This window comes from Sphingobacterium sp. UBA7038, from assembly GCF_002494055.1.
GTDB lineage: Bacteria > Bacteroidota > Bacteroidia > Sphingobacteriales > Sphingobacteriaceae > Sphingobacterium > Sphingobacterium multivorum.
The window spans coordinates 70,486-89,627 of sequence record NZ_DLAV01000008.1; the positions used below are offsets into that span (position 1 = coordinate 70,486).

Here is a 19,142-nt window from a genome sequence, read left to right on the forward strand (position 1 = left end):
CTTTATTATGATAGGAAATAATTTAAAGATCGCTTGGCGAAATATGGCCAACAACAAACTTTACTCGATCATCAAGATCGGCGGGTTCGCTTTTAGTATTGCCATTTGCATTCTTATTGTACTGTACATTCGCCATGAAACCAGTTATGACAAAATGTATCCCGACATGGACCGTGTTTTCCGTCTTATCGTTTCGGCACCCGATGGTGATAAAGTGAGGCAAACCTTTGCCTTTCCTGCCCCAGCAGCTAAAACCTTGCAAGAGGAAATCCTAAGTGTAGAATTAGCCGGCCGCATTTTACCCAATACATTATTTGGTGCCGGAAGCAATCTATTTACGGTAAATGGCCGCGCAGAGAATTACCTTGATAAAGGATTTGTTTATGTCGATCAGTCCATTTTGGAAATATTTCCACTTCCGGTCGTACAAGGACAGCTATCACATGCGCTGGACAAACCCAATGCGATAGTCATTACCAAAAGTAGGGCTGAGAAATATTTCAAAGGAAATGCTGTAGGGCAGACGATCTATCTCAACAATAATAAAAGTATTTTATATAACATAACGGCTGTCATCGATGATGTTCCGAACAATTCCAGCCTCTATGGTTATGATTATTTTATATCCCTTGCAGGCGAACCATTTTACCCGGGTGAACAAAACAATTGGGGCGCAACAAATTACATTACCTATGTAAAACTGAAGGAGAATGCAGATATTGCCAACGCACAGGGTAGCATTTCAAAAAACTATATTCAGGACCATTATATTCTGATTAATAAAAAAAATGGAATGAAAATATCGCCCGAAATGATGCAGTCAACCGTCTTACTTCAAAACGCCCTCGATATGCACCTGCGTTCTAAGAATGTGTCGGAATATGGCATGGCTACTCAATATCAAGGTGATATTAAGATGGTCTGGATATTTGCTGGCATCGCATTTTTTATTTTATTGATCGCTTGTATTAACTTCATCAACCTATCCACAGCGAATGCAGCAACGCGGGCAAAAGAAATCGGAATTCGCAAAACCATTGGATCCAATCGAAAGACACTGATTATCCAATTTATGACCGAAGCGATATGTTACAGTCTTATTTCACTTCTTATAGGGTTATTATTAGCCTTCCTGTTATTACCACTATTTAACAATCTAGCCAACAAAGCGCTGTTTATACCGTGGACAGTGTGGTACTTTGTGCCTTCGCTGATTTTGAGCATGTTGTTCATCGGTATCCTCGCTGGCTTATACCCAGCGTTCTATTTATCAGGATTTCAGCCGATCAACGCATTAAAAAGCAAATCGGTTACGAATCCTAAATCTTCATTATTGCGCAATGGACTGGTTATTTTCCAGTTTGCAACATCTATTATATTGATCATCAGCGCACTCATTGCAAATCAGCAAATCAGTTTTATGCTTAATAAAGACATTGGCTTTGATAAGGATCAGGTCATTGTACTTCGTGGTGTAACGGGAATTGCCTCCCAGGCGAAAGAATTAAAAAATGAATTAAAAGCCATTCCAACAGTTCGTGATGTCTCTATTGGCGACTATTTACCGGTTCAATTGGATGGTGCAAAAAGAAATGGAAATCTTTTTTGGGCCAAAGGCAAGGAAGATCTTGAATTAGGTGAAGGTGGGCAATTCTGGAATATCGACGAAAGTTACCTTTCCACTTTTGGTCTGAAGCTAATAGCCGGCCGAAACTTCGATCCACATATCGCATCGGATAGTACAGGTGCTATTGTTAACAAAAGAATGCTTGCTGATTTAGGCATCAAAGGAAATCCCATTGGTACACAAATTACTAACGGCAGGACATGGACCATTATCGGTGTCGTCGATAATTTTATCTTTGAATCAATGAAAGATGAGGGCTACTACCCCGTTTGCATGACCCTTGCCAATAGTCCTTCCATGCTTTCTATCAAGACCAAATCGACGGACATGTCCAAAACATTAGCCGACATTAATACCGTTTGGAATAAGTTTTCGCCGAATCAAAAAATCGACTATAATTTCCTTGATGCCGGCTTCGCTGACCTCTATCAGGATGTCCAACGGACTAAAAATATCTTCAGCTGCTTTGCCTTTGTAGCCATTTTTGTTGCCGCCCTGGGACTTTTTGGACTAGCAACATATGTGACCCAGCAACGTACAAAAGAAATTGGTGTCCGTAAGGTTCTCGGTGCCAGTTCCATCCGATTACTCAAATTACTCTCCGGAGATTTCATAAAATTGGTCTTTGTAGCCTTAGTCATTGCTACACCTGTTGCATGGTGGGCAATGAATCAATGGCTGGCGGATTTCAATTATCGCATAGAAATCAATTGGTTCTACTTTGTTCTGGCAGGAATAAGTGCAATCTTAGTTGCTTTTGGGACGATTAGTTATCAAACTTGGAAAGTCGTCCGTGCCAATCCGGTCGATAGTTTAAGGGATGAATAAAGTCAGAAGATCTTAAAAATTGGTGTTTGTTGCCTTGGTAATTGCCTGCCTGTTGCGTGGTGGTCATTGAACCAATAGCTTAGGGGAATGAATGTTCGATTCTGGACGTAAACTGTTCGAAATCGAACATTCAAAAACAAAACAAAAACACGATAAGTTATTTATAATAAAACTATTACGACACTGGCAAGGGGATTGTAATTTTAATTGAGTGAAATAATTCTACTTGGTTTAAGCATACATATCCAGCGTAAGATGACAAAAAATGATTTCAAACTAGCTTGGCGTAAACTCTTAAAAAACAAAGGATTTACTCTTCTAAATATAATTGGATTGACCTTGGGTTTTACCGGTTTTATCCTTTCCTATCAATACATCAATCGAGAGACCAGCTACGATAAATGGAATCCACATTACAAGGATATCTACCAAATTGGCCTTGAAGCAGAAGGTGCATTTACGGACGAAACTTCACCTTCTCTGGCTCCATTGCTAAAACAGAATTTACCTGATATCGTCTATGCAGGTCGAAAAATAGTTTACAATTATGGAAGTTATCCCCTTTTTGGTGAAAAAACAGTCCTTATTAAAAATGCTGCACTGATTGACTCCTCAGCCGCACGAATCTTTCAAATCGAAAATGCGACCGGACCGCTCTACAAAAACAAGGATCAAAAGGATGCGACCATGGTCAAAAGCCATATTGCCGAACAACTATTCAAAAAAGAAGACTTAAATTTTGACAGCCCCCAGTCGATTCCAGCTATAAGCCTTGCTCTAGGTGTGCAGGAAACAATCTACGGTACAATCAAAGAGCAAGGTCTATCCATGATTGATTACGATCTCCTGTTTATCCGTGAACCGCAGGACCTTTTCGCCAATAATAATCCTTTTTTGTATCAAACTTATATTCAAGTACGTCCCGGTACGGATATCACGAAGTTGACCAATCGCATCAACGCGCTTTACCAGAAAGAAATTGCACCGAAAGATAAAATCCGCTCCTCCAGTTATGCCAAAGGGAGGATCTACCTAGACCCACTGTCCAACCTTCACCTTCGGCCAAAAACAGGAAGTAACACGGCTTATATCATCACGTGGATTATTGGTATTCTCTCCGTTTTGATCCTCTTACTCGCCTCTGCCAATTTTGCCAATATGATTATGGCACAAGCGGATCAACGCATTAAGGAACTCGCGCTCAAAAAAATATTGGGAAGCTCACGTTGGGCTATCGTTAGGCAATTGGTACTGGAAGTATTTATTCTGACTTTCAGTGCTGCAATTCTAAGTTTCGTTACTTTGGCCCTCACAGGAAATATTCTCCAAAAATGGTTTAATGATGATCTTAAGGGTTATATTTTGAGTTCGGAGACAATCGCCCAACTTGCTATTGCCGTACTATTGACAACAATTCTATCGGCAATATACCCAGCGATCATACTCTCTGGCTTCAAATCTGTTAATCTCCTAAAAGGTGGACTGACTTCCATTCTCAAAAAGGGCACATTTCGAAACGCACTACTAACTTTTCAGATCAGTATGGCCATCCTATTTATATCGGGCATGCTGGTTATTAGGGCACAGCTAAATTATATGCAGCAGGCGGATAAAGGATTTGAGCCTGCACAGGTTGTTAATTTCAAAGGAATAGGCATGTATTATGATTCCAAAATTGATGGTTCCTATCAACAACTAAAACGTCGGTTAGAAAATGATCCAAGTATTGCCTCTGTTGCATCAGCGACAAATATTCCAGGGGAAGGCGAACAACCTCCCAAAATGGATTTTTCCTATGCTCAAAAAAACGTTTCGTTTGCACATGTCGGTATTGATCCTGGATACTTCAAGACGCTAAATATCTCCAGTATACAAGGAAACACCACTGTTTCAATAGATCAACTGCTTCACGATTCCTTGGCCAACTATGCTATTATCAACGAATCTGCAGCCAAAAATTTAGGACTCGAAAACCCGATAGGTGCTAAAATCAAAGGCTGTGATGTCACCTTTGAAATTGTTGGCTTAGTCAAAGACAGTAAAGCTTATGGCTTTGAAAATGTAGTTCAGCCGAGCCTATATTCATTTAAAAACGAATGTGGTACTATGCGCTTTCAGACAACCCTCATGGTCAAAACAAAACCGGGAATGGTTGATCAGGCCATCAATACAGTCAAAGCAGAATGGGAGAAAAATCCATCCGCAAAAGATCTGCCTCTTGATTATTCTTTTATGGATGAGCAATATGCTTTACAGCACAAAAAACAGCACGAATTGCAGACTGCTTTTAATAGTTTCACCAGCCTTTCGGTTATCATCGCGGCCTTAGGGCTATTTAGTATGGCGGCGTATCAGGCGGCATTACGAAAAAAGGAAATGAGCATCCGCAAAGTACTGGGGGCCTCGGTACAATTGCTCTTTATTCAATTGAACAAACCATTTTTCAAGCTCTTTTTAGTCGGGATCGGCATAGCCCTTCCAATAGCCTATCTACTCATGAATAAATGGCTTTCCAATTTCGCCTATCATATTCAGCTGTTCTGGTGGTCGTTTTTGATCCCAATATTTTGCATATTTATCCTCATATTGGTTTCCATCAGCTTCCAATCTATAAAAGTCGCAAAAACAAATCCAATAGATAGCCTGCGCGATGAATAAAAGATAATTTGAGCGGTAAAGGGCCCTATTCCCCAGTCGAACAGTAATTATGATGACTAATAAAAATATAAAACAAGAATATCTAAGATCTCAATACTAAAAAATGATACAATTAAAAAATTTATTCAAGTGGTATAACGTAGGTGGTACACGCTCATTCGTCCTTAAAGATGTAAGTCTCGATATTGCTGAAGGTGATTTTATCTCCATCATGGGGCCATCAGGGTCTGGAAAATCAACTTTATTAAATATTATCGGTATGCTTGATGAACCTGATGAGGGTGAATATATCTTTATGGGCGAGAATGTATTGGAAATGAAAGCAAAGAAAAGAACGCAACTATATCAATCCCACATAGGCTATGTATTTCAAGCTTATCATCTCCTGGATGAATTGACCGTGTATGAAAATATCGAAACACCCTTGATCTATAAAGACATTTCAAGCAAAGAAAGAAAAGCTATTGTTGCCGATATGCTTGATCGCTTTGGCATTGTCGGGAAGAAGGATCTCTTCCCGGCCCAGCTATCCGGTGGTCAGCAACAGATTGTCGGTATAGCGCGTGCATTGGCGGGATCACCGAAGTTATTGCTGGCCGATGAGCCTACGGGTAACTTAAATTCCAAACAAGGCGAAGAAATCATGGATTTATTCAAACAGCTCAACGATGATGGCGTTACAATTATACAAGTAACCCATTCTGAAAAGAATGCCGAATATGGTAAAAGAGTTGTCAATATGCTGGATGGTCAGCTCAAATAATTGTATGCCAATTTAACCTGGATAATCCCTACGCAGTACATCAATGACGGTAGGGATTTTTTTAGCTCATATCTCGAATCAATTCTTTAACTTCGTTATGATGAATGAGAGAGAGTTGAAATCGCTAATATCCCTGTTGGACGACACCGACCAACAGATTATTCAGGAAGTGGAGCACCAGTTAAAAAGCCAAGGTCCTGAGATTGTACCCTATTTGGAAAAATTTTGGGAGTCCAGCTTCGATCCTCACATACAGGGTCGATTAGAGAATATTATCCATGAAATTCAATTTGATCAGACCAAAAACGAATTACAGATTTGGAACCTGAGTAACTCATTCAATCTACTGGAAGGATTAATTATCCTCAATAATTATCAATATCCTTCTTATGAGGATCATAAGATTGTTTTAGCGATAGAAGACCTCAAAACTGAGGTATGGCGCGGTTTGCATTACGACATGAGCCCGCTGGAAAAAGTGAACCTGATGAATCATGTTCTTTTTGGCTCCTTCGGCCTAACAGGAAATACAAAGGATTATCATCATCCACAGAATTCCTATATTGGTCAAGTACTCGATACCAAACAGGGGAATCCCTTAACCCTATCCTGCATTTACAGTATCATTGCACAAAAATTGGACATTCCGATCTACGGTATTAATTTACCAAAGCATTTTGTATTGGCGTATATGGATTCGGATGAAGAAGGGAATGAAAATGTGCTGTTTTACATCAATGCCTTTAATCGTGGGCAGGTTATGCAAAAAAGCGATGTAAATTCATTTTTGAAGCAACTGAACCTCAATCCGGATAGAGAATTCACCTATCCCTGCGATAATGTGACCATCCTTAAACGAGCTTTGCGAAACTTGATGTCTGCCTACGAGGAACATGAAAGTTCAAACAAGCAACAGGAAATCAAAGCGCTTTTCCAGTTGCTTGCTTAAACTGCACGTTAGAAAATATTAGCTTCACGAGCATCTAAAAAGATATAATTCGGCGTCAAAGAGCCATAGGTTTTCGCTGCAATATCGGGTTTTATATTGCCTTCACCTAGCAATGGAAAACGCGAAATTGTACGATTCGTTAGATCAGAAACATAAAAGAATTTCCCTTGTTCTGTACGATCATCAATGGCTATCCCCCAAGGTTTTACTAAGCCTGTATTAGCCCCACCGATGACGTAATCAGGCGCCACAGTTTTGTCCGTGCCTCCACTAAATAAGGTTTTTGGATCTTTGAAAAATAGCACTTCACTACCGGAAGTTACCGCCAACAAACCCTTTTTGGGTGCATAGGATACCGAGCCTAATCCCGTTTTACCATTGATATATACTTTCATCACTGGCGTAAATCTAGTGGAAGCTACAATGGTATCGCGAGGACGGTCGATGAGTTCTTGTTTGAGTTGAGAATATACAGCAAAACCACTTCTATTTTCTGTTCCTTCATTATTAAAACCAATCAGCACCAATTTCTCATTACTATCACTTGTATTGCTATTCAATAAAGTCAGTGAACTCGGAACCAGGTTCCCAAGGTTAATCTGTTTGTCAATGATTGGTGCTCCACCTTTTGATCCCACTTTTCCACTTGGTGTACTTATCGCATATAACATGGAATTACCTACTCCGCGATTTGTAACCGCCAAAAGAAATGGTGTTGTTACAGATCCAGATGTACCATTTTGTTGGGCATACGTATAATAGGCCAATCCCCTAACATTCGTAAAACCGCGGTATCCAATAGCACCTGCATTACCGGGAATTCCATAGATCTCATTGGCAAATGGAATCACCTGAAGAAAGGTATCCTGTGCCGTAACACTCGCCTGAAAGATAGCCCGGGCAGCAGCATCAAAAAGAATTGGTCCGCCCCCTTTTGCCGGAGAAAGATATTGATAGATATTATCTAAATTGGTCGTATCAGCCGGATCGATAATCATCATGTTTTTAAGCGCAGAATTGTTCTGGTCGTAATCCGAGAAAGAAACATATAATCTAGAGATCAAAGTAGCCCCCGTTCGTACAGGCTCATCATCCAGTTTCTTGCAAGAAGTAAAACCTATTACACTGGCAACGAATAGGATAATACAGGATTGAAACGAAAATTTCATATATTTTTTATTAAAAATAGCGTATTGCGTTAAACATACAAATCTACTAATATATGCAGAATATCAATGAATTTATATGATTCTTTTAGGGGCAAACCCGTATAAGTAAAACGGAAATATTTGTCAATCCGCTACTTTTTGATTAAAATTGCCTTTGTTTTTGTTAGCACATACGATTATGGAAAATAAGGAATTTGTAAGGGAGACGTTGACATTACCGGGAGAGGGCAAAAAATTACTTTTACACTCCTGCTGTGCTCCGTGTTCTGGAGAAGTGATGGAAGCACTCATTGCTTCGGATATCGATTTTACAATCTATTTTTACAATCCCAACATTCATCCCCGCAAAGAATATGATTTACGCAAAGACGAGAACATCCGATTTGCGGAAAAACATAATATCCCTTTTATTGATGCGGACTACGATGTTGATCATTGGTTTGATTTGGCCAAAGGGATGGAGCAAGAGCCTGAAAGAGGCATCCGTTGCACGATGTGTTTTGATATGCGTTTTGAAAAAACGGCTGAGTATGCGGCTGCCAATGGCTTTGATGTGATTTCAAGTTCGCTGGGTATCTCCCGTTGGAAAAACATGGAGCAGATCAATGATTGTGGTTTACGTGCTGCCTCCCGCCATGAAGGGATGGAGTATTGGACTTTCAACTGGCGTAAGAAAGGTGGTTCTGCCCGTATGCTTGAAGTCTCCAAAAAGGAGAAATTCTATATGCAGGAATATTGCGGCTGTGCTTATTCGCTACGCGATACTAACAAATGGCGTATGGCAAATGGGCGCGAAAAGATAGAGTTAGGCAAAAATTATTATGAATAAGTCCTGTTACTGGTGTATATGAAGCTTTGCTTCGGAATATTTGAAAAAATATTTCTATCCTAATGATTTTATACATACCTTTGCAGGCTCAAATGCAAGATTGTGAAACATCTAAAACAATATAGAATTCCCTTTTCGGGGCTCAACGCTGGAAAGCACAATTTTGAGTTTGACATTAATAAAAAGTTCTTTGACTGCTACGAACATTCGATTGTAAAAGATGGCAATCTGAAAGCAGAAGTTGAATTGCAAAAACAAGAAAATCTTTTGATTTTGCATTTTGATATCCAAGGCGAAATTCAATTGACTTGTGATACCTGCTTAAAAGAGTTTATGTCACCGATTTCAATTCAAGAACGAATATTAGTCAAATTCACGGATGAAGATTGGACAGATAATACCGAAGAGGTGTTGATCTTATCCAAAAGCGACCATGAGTTGGATATAGCTGAGTTATTATACGAATACATTAATTTAGCTGTTCCCTATATCGTCAAATGTGAAGAGCAGGGACAAGGCATACAATGTGATCCTGAGATGCTCGCGTTATTTACAAGCGAGCCTGATTCAGAGGAACAAAAAGAAGAAGAAATTATCGACCCACGTTGGGAAGCATTGAGAAATATTAAAAATAACTAAAACAAGAATACGAGATGGCACATCCAAAACGTAAAACTTCTAAATCAAGAAGAGACAAAAGAAGAACACATTATAAAGCTGAAGCTCCAAGCTTGACAGTATGTAAAGAAACTGGCGCAGTTCATTTACCTCACCGTGCATATACTGTAGACGGAAACTTGTACTACAACGGTAAATTGATCATTGAAAATACAGCTGTTGTCTAAGGTAAACCTTTCATAACACCAAAACATCCCAGACAAGCACTATTTTAGAAATTTGCTTTACTTTGGGATGTTTTTTGCGTATTATTGATTTACTAAATAATAACGGATGAAGATTGGTTTAGATATTTTAGGAGGAGATTATGCTCCTAAAGCAACGATAACAGGTGCTATTGAAGCACAAAAACAGCTTACTGGAGACCAAAAAATAGTCCTTTTTGGTAAAACTGAAGAGACTAAACAATTAATCAATCAAGCCGGAGGAAATTCATCTGACTTTGAATATGTGGAGGCTCCAGAAGTCATTGCAATGGGTGAACATCCAACCAAAGCAATAACTCAAAAACCCAACTCAAGTATTGCGAAGGGATTTGAATATTTAAAAAACAAAGAAATTGACTCATTCGCTTCTGCTGGTAATACTGGCGCCATGCTTGTGGGCTCAATGTTTAGCGTTAAAGCTATCCCAGGCGTATTACGCCCTGCAATAGCATCCATTGTTCCCAAATTAAAATCAGGCTTCGGAATCTTATTGGACGTCGGCGCTAATGCGGACTGTAAACCAGAGATGTTGAACCAATTTGCAATCTTGGGAAGTGTCTTTGCCGAACATGTGTTTAATGTATCCACCCCTAAAGTGGGATTATTGAATATCGGAGAAGAAGAAGAAAAAGGAAACATCCTAACAACCTCTACCTACCCCCTACTTAAAGCCAACGACAAGATTAACTTTATCGGAAATGCAGAAGGCCGTGATCTGTTCAGTGACCATGCCGACGTTTACGTCTGTGATGGATTTACAGGCAACGTCGTCTTGAAACTCGCAGAATCATTTTATGTAGTGACGTTGAAAAAAGGTTTTAAAGATGATTTCTTCGACCGATTCAACTACGAGCAGTACGGCGGTAGCCCGATCTTGGGAGTTAATGCTCCTGTCATTATTGGCCATGGTATTTCGACACCTGAGGCCATTAAAAATATGGTTTTATTTTCAAGAGATATGATCGAGTCTAAGTTCATTGACAGCATCAGATCTATTTTCAATTAGAGTATTTATGTCAAAGATTCACGCCGCAATCACGGCTGTAAATGGTTACGTTCCGGATTATATCCTTACTAACAAAGAATTGGAAACAATGGTCGACACCAACGACGAATGGATTGTTTCCAGAACGGGAATCAAAGAGCGTCGCATCTTAAAAGGTGAAGGTCTTGCTACTTCAGATCTTGCTGTACCTGCAGTGCAAGGTTTATTGAAAAAAAGAGGTATAGCTGCTACAGATATTGACCTTATTATCTTTTGTACAAGCACACCAGATATGCTGTTCCCTGCGACTGCAAATATTCTGGCCGATAAAATCGGAGCTACAAATGCATGGGGATTTGATCTTCAGGCGGCTTGTTCAGGTTTCTTGTTCGGTCTGAATACAGGAACACAATTTATCACTGCTGGCACTCATAAAAAAGTCCTTGTTATCGGTGCCGATAAAATGTCTTCGGTCATCAATTACCAAGACCGCAATACCTGTATCCTATTTGGTGATGGTTGTGGCTGTGTATTATTGGAGCCAAATGAAGAAGGCATGGGTATACAAGATGCTATTTTAAAAACCGATGGTTCCGGGGGACAGTTTTTGAATATCAAAGGTGGGGGTTCGCTGAATCCGGCGTCGCATGCAACTGTAGATGCAGGATTACATTACGCTTACCAAGAAGGTCGTACGGTGTTTAAATTTGCAGTAACCAATATGGCTGATGTAGCACATGAGGTTATGGTCAAAAATAACTTAAAGTCAGAAGATATTGCTTGGTTGGTGCCTCATCAGGCCAACAAACGTATTATTGATGCAACGGCAGAACGTGTGGGGCTTCCAGAAGAAAAAGTGATGGTGAACATTCAAAAATATGGAAATACCACCAGTGGTACTATTCCTTTATGCTTGTGGGAATGGGAATCTCAATTGAAGAAAGGAGATAATCTTATCCTTGCTGCTTTCGGTGGAGGTTTCACTTGGGGATCCATCTATTTAAAATGGGCGTATTAGTTGTCCATTTTATGGTATAATTTATTACTTTTGACAGTTAGAATTTTTTAGAAACAAACAAAACCTAGAATACTATGGGTATGGATATCAAACAAATTCAGGACTTGATTAAATTCGTTTCAAAATCAGGTGTGAATGAAGTCTCAATTGAAGAGCAAGATTTTAAAATTACAATAAAAACAAATCAAGAGCCTACGTACGTAACAGCGACTGTTCCTGCTGTTGCTCCAATTGCTGCTCCTCAAGTTGCACAAGCAGCGGCACCAGCTCCAGTAGCTAGCCCTGCAGCACCAGCCGCAAGCGCTGAAGCAAACTTGATCACAATCAAATCACCAATGATCGGTACATTTTACCGTTCGGCTGGACCTGGTAAACCATCTTTCGTCAATGTTGGTGATGATATCAATACCGGTTCTGTACTATGCATCATTGAAGCAATGAAATTATTCAACGAAATTGAATCTGAAGTTTCAGGTAAAATCGTTAAGATTTTGGTAGAAGACGCTCAACCTGTTGAGTTCGACCAACCATTATTCTTAGTTGAGCCTAAGTAATTTACAATTACGTAAATGAATACATGTAGCCTCCAAAGGGCTACATTTTTTGCAAACTTCATAATTCAAGACAATGTTCAAAAAAATATTAATTGCAAATAGAGGCGAGATTGCCCTGCGCATTATCCGTACCTGTCGTGAAATGGGTATCAAGAGTGTCGCAGTATATTCCACTGCCGATCGCGATAGTTTACACGTAAGATTTGCGGATGAAGCAGTTTGTATTGGTCCTCCACCGAGTAGAGACTCTTACTTAAACATTCCGAATATTATTTCTGCAGCTGAATTAACAAATGCAGATGCGATTCACCCAGGATATGGTTTCTTGTCGGAAAATGCTCGTTTCTCAGCTATCTGTGCAGAGTACGGTATCAAATTTATTGGTGCAACTGCAGAGCAGATCGAGAAAATGGGTGATAAATCCCGTGCAAAAGATACCATGAAAAAAGCTGGTGTTCCTACTGTTCCAGGGTCCGATGGTTTGATCTCAAACGTAAAAGAAGGTATTACCTTAGCCAATGAAATCGGCTACCCAGTTATCATCAAGGCTACAGCCGGTGGTGGTGGCCGTGGTATGCGCATCATTTGGAAAGACGAAGAGTTTGAACCAGCTTGGGATTCTGCGCGTGTCGAATCTGCGGCTGCGTTCGGTAACGACGGTATCTACCTTGAAAAATATGTAGAGGAACCGCGTCATATCGAATTCCAAATTGTGGGTGACCAATTCGGTACAGTATGTCATCTATCTGAACGTGACTGTTCGATCCAACGTCGTCATCAAAAATTGATTGAAGAATCGCCATCACCTTTTATGACTCCCGAATTGAGAGCTGAAATGGGAGAGGCTGCTGTTAAAGGTGCTAAAGCTGTAAACTATGAAGGTGCTGGTACAATCGAATTCTTGGTTGACAAACACCGCAACTTCTACTTTATGGAAATGAACACACGTATCCAAGTAGAACACCCGGTAACGGAAGAAGTCATCAACTTTGATCTGATCAAAGAACAAATTAAGGTGGCCGCAGGAATTCCGATCTCCGGAAAAAACTACGAACCAGGAATGCATGCGATCGAATGTCGTATCAATGCGGAGGATCCTTTCAACAATTTCCGTCCTTCACCAGGTAAAATCACCAACTTCCACTCACCAGGTGGACATGGTGTACGTGTAGATACACACGTTTATTCTGGTTACTCAATTCCGCCAAACTATGATTCTATGATTGCTAAATTGATCACCGTTGCGCAAACACGTGAAGAAGCAATTTGTACTATGGAACGTGCATTGAGTGAATTCGTCATTGAAGGGATCAAAACAACCATTCCTTTGCATTTGAGATTGATGCGCGACCCTAACTTTAGAGCCGGCAATTTCACGACAAAGTTTATGGAAACTTTCGACCTAACGGAATATCCTGCAGAAGATTAAATAAAATTATCTTTACATACATAAAAAATACCATTCTTTACAATAAGAATGGTATTTTTGTTTCCAAACAATTTTTATGAGTACACCTAATTCGAAAGATCTAATACAAGCTATTAAAGATAAAGGGAAGAATATAGAAGCGGAAATGTCTTTTTTTGACCACCTTGAGGTTTTAAGATGGCATTTGGTCCGTTCAGCAATTGCGATCTGTATCTTTGCAGGTATTGCCTTTACATTCTACGATTTCGTATTCAACGATATCATCATGGGGCCAAAGAATTTAAATTTTTGGACCTATCGCATGATGTGTAAAGCCGCAGATGCTTTCAATTTAGCGGACTTCTGTGTCAAGAAAATTCCTTTTAATATCATCAATACCGAACTAGCAGGTCAATTTATGCTTCAGATAAACTCCTGTTTATTGATGGCTTTGATGATGGGCTTTCCTTACCTTCTTTTTGAAATCTGGTTATTTGTAAAACCAGCATTGACCGATGTGGAAAGACGCTCTGCACGAGGGTTTGTCTTTTACTCCTCTTTATTGTTTATTTTAGGAGCGCTCTTCGGATACTACATCGTTGTACCCTTATCCATAAACTTTCTGGCAAATGTATCCCTAAGTGATGAAATCGTGAACCAGATTACCATTGATAATTACCTTTCCACGATAGCAACATTAACATTGGGCTGTGGAATTGTTTTCCTACTGCCGATACTGGTATTTATTCTCTCGAAAATAGGCATTATGACCCCTGAATTTATGCGGGCCAGCCGTCGTTATGCAACTGTAATTATTTTAGTGATAGCCGCTATCATTACACCTTCTGCAGATGTGATCACCATGTTGACCGTTGCAGCACCAATGTTCTTATTATATGAGATCAGTATTATGGTTTCTGCGGATGTCAAAAGAAAAAAATTAGCACAAGAAAAATAAAATAACAATAAAAATGAGCAGCGTAAAGAAAATTGCGATTGGAAGTGACCATGCTGGTTTTGAATACAAAACAGCTTTGGTAAGCTTTTTGAATGAACTGGGTTATGAAGTAACAGACTTTGGAACAAACTCTCCAGATTCAGTTGATTATCCAGATTTCGCACACCCAGTTGCATCAGCAGTAGAAAATAAAGAAGCTGATGCCGGAGTCTTGATTTGTGGAAGTGCAAATGGTGTTGCTATCACAGCTAATAAACACCAAAATATTCGTGCTGCTATCTGTTGGTTGGAGGAAATTTCGGCTTTAGCCCGTCAGCATAATGATGCGAACGTGGTATGTATCCCAGCACGTTTTATCGACCTTGACCTTGCTAAAAAGATCGTCAACACATTTATGAACACGGAATTCGAGGGTGGACGTCACGCTAACCGTGTAAACAAAATAGCTTGTAGCTGTTAATAAATTAACATTTTTTAAGAAGCGGATGAAAGGTAAACTACACTTTTCATCCGCTTTTTTTTATATATTGTGCAGATACTGACACCTGTTATAAGATTAAGCAGATGATGCTCGCTTAATCCGGTTAATTAGCATTACAAAATAAAGCGTTGAAAGTCGCACTAGTAAAAAATAAACAATGAAAAAAATATACAACCTGCTTTGGATCGCATGCTCCCTAATGAGCTGTGCAAAAGCACAGGACGTAAACAGTAAATATGCAGATGAAATCACAGTAGAGTCGACGCAGAAGCATCTGCGCACTTTAGCTTCTGTCGATTTTGAAGGCCGAGGGACCGGCCAAAAAGGTGGGCGCCTGGCAGCAGAATATATTGCCAATGAATTTAAAAAATATGGGCTTAGTGCGCCTGTCAATGGATCCTATTTCCAACCCCTGCAGCTAATTCGCAACAGCTTTAAGGTAAAGCAATTTAGTATTAACGATAGACCCTTCCAACATGGTAAGGACATTTTTGTCATTGGCAACAATGAGAACAAGTTCTTCGAAAGCAATGAAATTGTGTTTATTGGCTATGGCATAGATGATCCCAAGTATTCGGATATCTCAGGCATGGATCTCCACAATAAGATCGTTATGTTGATCAATGAGAATGAGCCAACAGATGAGAAAGGGAATTCATGGATTACCAGCAAAAAGGCTGCTTCGGACTGGGCAACAACCCGAAATAAAAAAGTCAAGGAGATCCTTAAACACAGTCCCAAAATGGTACTAGCCATCAATAGTCAGCTGTCTCAACTTTTGGAGGATGCAGGAGACCGTGCTATTGAGGGCCGTTATAATTTAGCGGTGGATCAACCTGCGCCGGAAAAGTCGCCCATGATCCCCGTGGTCAATATTACAGACCATGCAGCAAATTATATTCTAAACCTAGCAAGAACCAATCTTGCTACTGTGGTTGCAAAAATTAATCGTACGGGACAACCGAATTCCTTTGCTATTTCAACAAATGTTAAAGCTGAGTTTGGCACCAATGCGGCTCCTCTAGCCGATCCTAATATTCTTGGCTACTTGGAAGGAACAGATAAAAAAGACGAAATCGTTGTGATCGGGGGCCACTATGACCACGATGGAATGGATTCCAAAGGAAATATCTTCTTTGGGGCCGATGACAATGCCTCGGGCACAACAGCCGTCCTTGAGTTGGCACGTGCTTTTTCTAAAGCTAAATCAACCGGAAATGGCCCACGGCGCAGTATTTTGTTCATCACCTATGCGGCAGAAGAAAAAGGTTTACTGGGTTCCAAATTCTATACAGAAAATCCCATATTTCCATTGAAAAACACCGTTGCCTGCATTAATATTGATATGATCGGCCGTGTTGACGACAAACATCTCAAAGGTAATCACGATTATATCCATGCGATCGGTTCAGATAAATTGAGCTCGGAGTTATATCAGATCAATAAAAATGAGAATGAAAAACATACGAAACTGGAGATTGACTATATGTATGACGATCCAAAGGATCCTATGCGTTTGTACTATAGATCCGATCATTATAACTTTGCCAAGAAAGGTATTCCTTCTGTCTTTTATTTTTCGGGCCTGCATCCGGACTACCACACGCCTGCAGATACCTATGACAAGATCGACTTTCCATTAATGGTAAAACGCGAAAAGCTCGCATTTTACACGGCATGGCAAATAGCCAATAGGGAAAATCGCCTGGTCATCGACAGTAATAAAGAGTAAGGTCAAATTATCGGCTTTATCAAGGATTATTTTGTACAATACAAAAAGCAAGTAAATGATTGTTTACTTGCTTTTTTATGTACTAAAATGACCTTTAGCATAAACCTTTTATTCACAATTATTGTTATCTTTAATACAAAACAAGTATAATTTATGGCTTTTGTAGATTACTATAAAGTGCTTGGCATTGATAAAACAGCTTCAGCTGATGACATCAAAAAAGCATATCGAAAACTAGCCCGTAAATACCACCCTGATGTCAACCCCAATGACAATGAGGCCAAACAACGATTTCAGGAGATTAATGAGGCAAATGAAGTATTATCCGATCCCGAAAAGCGCAAAAAATATGACCAATACGGTGAACATTGGCAACATGGAGAGGAGTATGAAAAAGCGCAACAACAATACCGTCAGTCACAATCTAACGGAGGAAATCCATTCGGCGCTGGAGGAAATCCATTTGGTGGTGGCGGTTCCCATGAGTACACTGGAAACTTTGATGATGGGCAATTCTCTGATTTCTTCGAACAGATGTTTGGTAGCAGACGCGGAGGAGGCCGCCAAAGTACATTCCGCGGCCAGGACCTTAATGCGGAGCTCAGCTTAACCTTACAAGAAGCTTACACGACACATCAACAGACCTTCAATATCAATGGAAAAAGTATCCGCATCACGATTCATGCTGGCGTGGAGGATGGTCAAAAGATCAAACTGAAAGGTTATGGCGGAGAGGGCATCAACGGTGGCCCAAAAGGAGATCTCTATATCACTATCAACATCACGCCTGATGCCCGTTTTAAACGTCAGGGGAATGACTTATACACAACACTTGATATAGACCTCTATACAGCTATTTTAGGCGGTGAAGCAACTTTAGATACATTCGGCGGCAAAGTTAAACTGAAGATTAAAGCCGAAAGTCAAAATGGTGCAAAAATGCGACTTAAAGGAAAAGGATTCCCCTTGTATCGCAAAGAAGGTGAATTTGGCGATCTGTATGTCACATTGAATATTCAAATGCCCAATAATCTGTCTGCCGAAGAAAAGGCCTTGTTCCAACAATTGAAGGATTTAAAACACTAATCTTATGGAAACGACACTCATTAAAGTCATCGACTTCTGCCAGTCCAGAAAGGTTGAAACAACATTCCTGCAAACCATGGAGGAATACGGACTCATACATATTGTCATTCAACAAGAAGAACAATATATTGATGAAGAAGAGCTCCAAAAATTGGAACGCTTTTCAAATCTCTACTATGATCTTGAAGTAAATCCTGCCGGAATTCAGGTTGCCAGTCACCTATTGGAGAAAGTTGAACAGCTCCAAAATGAAATTTCACATTTAAAGAATAAATTGAAAGCCCTGGATTATTGATCCAAGGCTTTCAATTTATTTCGTTAGAATTTGACATCCCGCTCTGTATTCACCTTGGTCTGCCAAACAATCTTGTCCTGCAATGTGGTATATAGAATTTCATAATCCCCTTTACAAGTCACAAAGGAACCATAAAAATCACCAGGCTTCATCACGCGGTAAACAACCAGTTTTCGTTCTCCGTCAACTTCACCATAAGCTTTCATTAACATGTAACCTGTTTTATTCACCTTTTCTTCCGGAATTTTATAATCTAAATGCGAACGGCTACTACCATCATCAGGACATAAAATCTCTGTGCGGCTCGGGGTAAATTTATAACGATCGCGATACATAGCAACATTAGACATCACTACATCCTTCGCCCACGCGATATCGGTAAAATCCTCCGGGAAAAGAAAGATCAGCGACACCATTTTCTCTTGCCAAAGGCGCCCATTAAACGGAATTACAAAATGAAGCAGCTTTTGCCCCTTAAAAGTTGTAGTTGTATAAAAATATCGTCCCTCCTTATTTTGCTCCCGTTGAAAAGAACTTAAATCAAGTAGGTGATTTTTTTTCCCTTTTACATTTGGCGAGTTGTTGACTACAGCAAGCATGTCATACTGATATTTTCCTTCCAGATGTCCAGAAAACAAAACCTGATACGCGGTATCTGAATAGCGTAAATGGCGTAATACACGACGAAATCGATTGTCAACCTGCTTTGCATTAATCGGATTAGTCTTACCTTGCCAATTTTTATCCTCCATAATATCATCCCCGAGGAATACCGTAAGCTCTTTGTTAATATTAACAAAATACTCATCACCTTGTACAGCAAAACCGTTGGGAACCACTTTATAGGACTTACAGGAAGAAAGCATGGCCAAAACCACAATAAAATAGAAAATTTGAATGAATCTGCTCTGCATATTT

At 39.8% G+C, this 19,142-nt stretch carries 18 protein-coding genes; 16 read left to right on the forward strand and 2 right to left on the reverse strand.

Annotated elements, in window-relative coordinates; translation table 11 throughout:
- The first annotated feature begins 7 nt into the window (after positions 1 to 7).
- From B3H30_RS03305 to B3H30_RS03320, 4 genes are all read left to right on the forward strand, one after another.
- Positions 8 to 2,455, forward strand: coding sequence for an ABC transporter permease (locus B3H30_RS03305; protein WP_070566233.1), 2,448 nt, complete (start codon positions 8 to 10; stop codon positions 2,453 to 2,455).
- Positions 2,456 to 2,710: 255 nt separating this feature from the next.
- Positions 2,711 to 5,113 carry an ABC transporter permease gene (locus B3H30_RS03310; protein WP_286777398.1) on the forward strand — a complete coding sequence of 801 codons (2,403 nt, stop codon included), beginning with the start codon at positions 2,711 to 2,713 and terminating at the stop codon, positions 5,111 to 5,113.
- A 103-nt stretch (positions 5,114 to 5,216) separates the two neighbouring features.
- Entirely contained in the window at positions 5,217 to 5,876 is a 660-nt protein-coding gene (locus tag B3H30_RS03315; RefSeq protein WP_046672265.1) for an ABC transporter ATP-binding protein, read from the forward strand.
- Between the two features lie 97 nt (positions 5,877 to 5,973).
- Entirely contained in the window at positions 5,974 to 6,825 is an 852-nt protein-coding gene (locus B3H30_RS03320; RefSeq protein ID WP_312194325.1) for a transglutaminase-like domain-containing protein, read from the forward strand.
- 8 nt (positions 6,826 to 6,833) lie between these two features.
- Here B3H30_RS03320 and B3H30_RS03325 read toward each other — a convergent pair whose 3' ends face one another.
- The gene (locus B3H30_RS03325) at positions 6,834 to 7,994 is read right to left on the reverse strand and encodes a hypothetical protein (protein ID WP_070566229.1); all 1,161 of its coding nucleotides are present in this window, start codon (positions 7,992 to 7,994) and stop codon (positions 6,834 to 6,836) included.
- Between the two features lie 178 nt (positions 7,995 to 8,172).
- On the opposite strand from B3H30_RS03325, the gene B3H30_RS03330 reads away from it, so the two are divergent.
- The 12 genes from B3H30_RS03330 (at position 8,173) to B3H30_RS03385 (ending at position 18,224) form a co-directional block, all read left to right on the forward strand.
- Entirely contained in the window at positions 8,173 to 8,823 is a 651-nt protein-coding gene (locus tag B3H30_RS03330; RefSeq protein ID WP_070566227.1) for an epoxyqueuosine reductase QueH, read from the forward strand.
- 102 nt (positions 8,824 to 8,925) lie between these two features.
- Entirely contained in the window at positions 8,926 to 9,462 is a 537-nt protein-coding gene (locus B3H30_RS03335) for a YceD family protein (protein ID WP_046672268.1), read from the forward strand.
- A 14-nt stretch (positions 9,463 to 9,476) separates the two neighbouring features.
- A complete protein-coding gene (gene rpmF / locus B3H30_RS03340; RefSeq protein ID WP_046672269.1) occupies positions 9,477 to 9,668 on the forward strand; it encodes a 50S ribosomal protein L32 in 192 nt (63 codons plus the stop codon).
- Positions 9,669 to 9,774: 106 nt separating this feature from the next.
- Positions 9,775 to 10,713 carry a phosphate acyltransferase PlsX gene (gene plsX, locus B3H30_RS03345; protein WP_070566225.1) on the forward strand — a complete coding sequence of 313 codons (939 nt, stop codon included), beginning with the start codon at positions 9,775 to 9,777 and terminating at the stop codon, positions 10,711 to 10,713.
- Between the two features lie 7 nt (positions 10,714 to 10,720).
- Positions 10,721 to 11,710 carry a beta-ketoacyl-ACP synthase III gene (locus B3H30_RS03350; protein ID WP_046672271.1) on the forward strand — a complete coding sequence of 330 codons (990 nt, stop codon included), beginning with the start codon at positions 10,721 to 10,723 and terminating at the stop codon, positions 11,708 to 11,710.
- Between the two features lie 74 nt (positions 11,711 to 11,784).
- Positions 11,785 to 12,264, forward strand: a complete 480-nt coding sequence (accB, locus tag B3H30_RS03355) for an acetyl-CoA carboxylase biotin carboxyl carrier protein (RefSeq protein ID WP_046672272.1) — start codon at positions 11,785 to 11,787, stop codon at positions 12,262 to 12,264.
- Positions 12,265 to 12,337: 73 nt separating this feature from the next.
- Positions 12,338 to 13,693 carry an acetyl-CoA carboxylase biotin carboxylase subunit gene (gene accC, locus B3H30_RS03360; protein ID WP_046672273.1) on the forward strand — a complete coding sequence of 452 codons (1,356 nt, stop codon included), beginning with the start codon at positions 12,338 to 12,340 and terminating at the stop codon, positions 13,691 to 13,693.
- A gap of 76 nt (positions 13,694 to 13,769) precedes the next feature.
- The gene (tatC, locus tag B3H30_RS03365) at positions 13,770 to 14,630 is read left to right on the forward strand and encodes a twin-arginine translocase subunit TatC (RefSeq protein WP_088160308.1); all 861 of its coding nucleotides are present in this window, start codon (positions 13,770 to 13,772) and stop codon (positions 14,628 to 14,630) included.
- A gap of 13 nt (positions 14,631 to 14,643) precedes the next feature.
- Complete coding sequence (gene rpiB, locus B3H30_RS03370) at positions 14,644 to 15,090, forward strand: ribose 5-phosphate isomerase B (protein WP_088160307.1); 447 nt, start codon at positions 14,644 to 14,646, stop codon at positions 15,088 to 15,090.
- Positions 15,091 to 15,268: 178 nt separating this feature from the next.
- Positions 15,269 to 16,843, forward strand: coding sequence for a M28 family peptidase (locus B3H30_RS03375; protein WP_286833284.1), 1,575 nt, complete (start codon positions 15,269 to 15,271; stop codon positions 16,841 to 16,843).
- Between the two features lie 153 nt (positions 16,844 to 16,996).
- Positions 16,997 to 17,929, forward strand: coding sequence for a DnaJ C-terminal domain-containing protein (locus B3H30_RS03380; RefSeq protein ID WP_070566219.1), 933 nt, complete (start codon positions 16,997 to 16,999; stop codon positions 17,927 to 17,929).
- Positions 17,930 to 17,933: 4 nt separating this feature from the next.
- Entirely contained in the window at positions 17,934 to 18,224 is a 291-nt protein-coding gene (locus B3H30_RS03385; RefSeq protein WP_046672278.1) for a chaperone modulator CbpM, read from the forward strand.
- A gap of 23 nt (positions 18,225 to 18,247) precedes the next feature.
- On the opposite strand, the gene B3H30_RS03390 is transcribed toward B3H30_RS03385, so the two are convergent.
- Positions 18,248 to 19,138 (reverse strand): hypothetical protein, encoded by an 891-nt coding sequence (locus B3H30_RS03390; RefSeq protein WP_070566215.1) that lies wholly within the window; start codon positions 19,136 to 19,138, stop codon positions 18,248 to 18,250.
- Positions 19,139 to 19,142 lie beyond the last annotated feature (4 nt).